We start from the raw sequence: 1,744 nt of genomic DNA on the forward strand, positions 1-1,744 counted from the left end.
ACTTGCGGCGGTTATGGCGGAGGGGAGACACCCGGTCCCATCTCGAACCCGGAAGTTAAGCCCTCCAGCGCCGATGGTACTGCACGGGAGACTGTGTGGGAGAGTAGGTCACCGCCGCAATCAACATCAGGAAAGGCCCCGGACTTCTGTCCGGGGCCTTTCCGCATTTCCAGGAGTGTTTTCTCCTCCTGTTTTTATCCCGCTCATTTTCCGAGAATGGTCCGTGCTTCTTTTGGGCTGTGTGTTTCGACGACGACGGCCGGGAGTTAAAGCCTGCGGTCGCGGAGGCGTCAGTGCAGGAGCACGGCTCGGTGGGGTAGCCCCGGGGTGACCGTTGAAGCCCCGGGGGGATCCCAGCCGGTGCACCAGGGGGTCTCGGGGCTTCTTCGTAGGTGCTGGTGAAGACGCACACGCGGAATCCGTGCCCGGAGCGTGTGGCGGAGGAGGGGCCGGCGTGGATTCCGGGTCCTCGGTTCTCAGGACGTCCGGGCGCAGGGCACGGCCGGGAGCGTCGGGGGGCGCCGGGTGAGAAAAGACACGGGCGGCTTTTGCCAGCACGCTGGAGAACGCCTGCGAGGTCGTAGAGGAGCGGCGCCTGCGAGGACGGGACGGCGACCCTCGCTCGATGAGAGCATCTGTCGCGGGAGAACCGGTGGACCGGCCCGGCAATGGTGCTTTTTCCATCCGGGTGGCGGAGGAGCGGTCTCATGGGCCGGTGAGGGGATTCAGGTACTCTCCCGGAAAGCCGAGCTGATCTTTTCCTCGAGGGAGGAGGCTTCCTGGGGGAGTGTTTTCGGCAGGGAAAGAAATCTCGGGTTTTCCAGGGGTTTCGCTTTCGGGCGGCGTCGGCGTTCGGCGTCTGAGGGTCGTCGTGTTCCGTCTACCATGTAGAGGTGAAGGAAGAGGAAGGCCGCGGCGACAACCGCGAGGGACGTCAGGGGCAGCAGGGCGCGAACGGAGGCCGTGGGAACGGCCGGCCGGCGCGCAAGCCTGCCGCCCGTAAGCCGTTCAAGCCGGGGGCCGCTGGAAAGGGTCGGCCTCAGTCGGCGGGTTCGGGACAGCGCTCCGGCGGCTGGCAGGGCCAGTCGGGCGAACGTTCAAAGGACCGTTTCGGGAAACCACAGTCGCGCGAGGAGCGGGGGCGTTCCTTCGACCGCCGCGACGCAGGGCAGTCCGGCGAACGCCGTGACTTCCGTCGTGACGATCGCTCCCAGTCGGGTGAGCGTCGTGAGTTCCGTAAGGATGACCGCGGGTTCGGGCGTCGTGATGACCGGCCGCAGTCGGGTGAGCGTCGGGACTTCCGTAAGGATGACCGCGGGTTCGGCCGTCGTGATGACCGGCCGCAGTCGGGTGAGCGTCGCGAGTTCCGTAAGGATGACCGCGGGTTCGGCCGTCGTGATGATCGTCCCCAGTCGGGTGAGCGTCGGGACTTCCGTAAGGATGACCGGGGGACCGGGCGTCGTGATGATCGTCCCCAGTCGGGTGAGCGTCGCGAGTTCCGTAAGGATGACCGCGGGTTCGGGCGTCGTGACGATCGGCCGCAGTCCGGTGAGCGTCGGGACTTCCGTAAGGATGACCGCGGGTTCGGCCGTCGTGATGATCGTCCCCAGTCGGGTGAGCGTCGCGAGTTCCGTAAGGATGACCGCGGATTCGGCCGTCGTGACGATCGTCCCCAGTCGGGTGAGCGCCGTGAGTTCAGGCGTGATGACCGGCCGCAGTCGGGTGAGCGTCGCGAGTTCCGTAA

General features: G+C 66.4%; 1 protein-coding gene and 1 rRNA gene. One reads left to right on the forward strand and one right to left on the reverse strand.

Translation table 11 applies throughout. From position 1 onward, the window contains the following. Positions 1–3: 3 nt before the first annotated feature. Positions 4–120, forward strand: a 5S ribosomal RNA gene (gene rrf / locus C2865_RS39005). Between the two features lie 977 nt (positions 121–1,097). Here the strand turns inward: rrf and C2865_RS39010 are convergent. After that, positions 1,098–1,744: hypothetical protein (locus C2865_RS39010; RefSeq protein WP_198653913.1), on the reverse strand; the 647-nt coding region annotated here is incomplete at its 5' end.

The organism is Actinocorallia populi, assembly GCF_002995495.1.
Lineage (GTDB): Bacteria > Actinomycetota > Actinomycetes > Streptosporangiales > Streptosporangiaceae > Actinocorallia > Actinocorallia populi.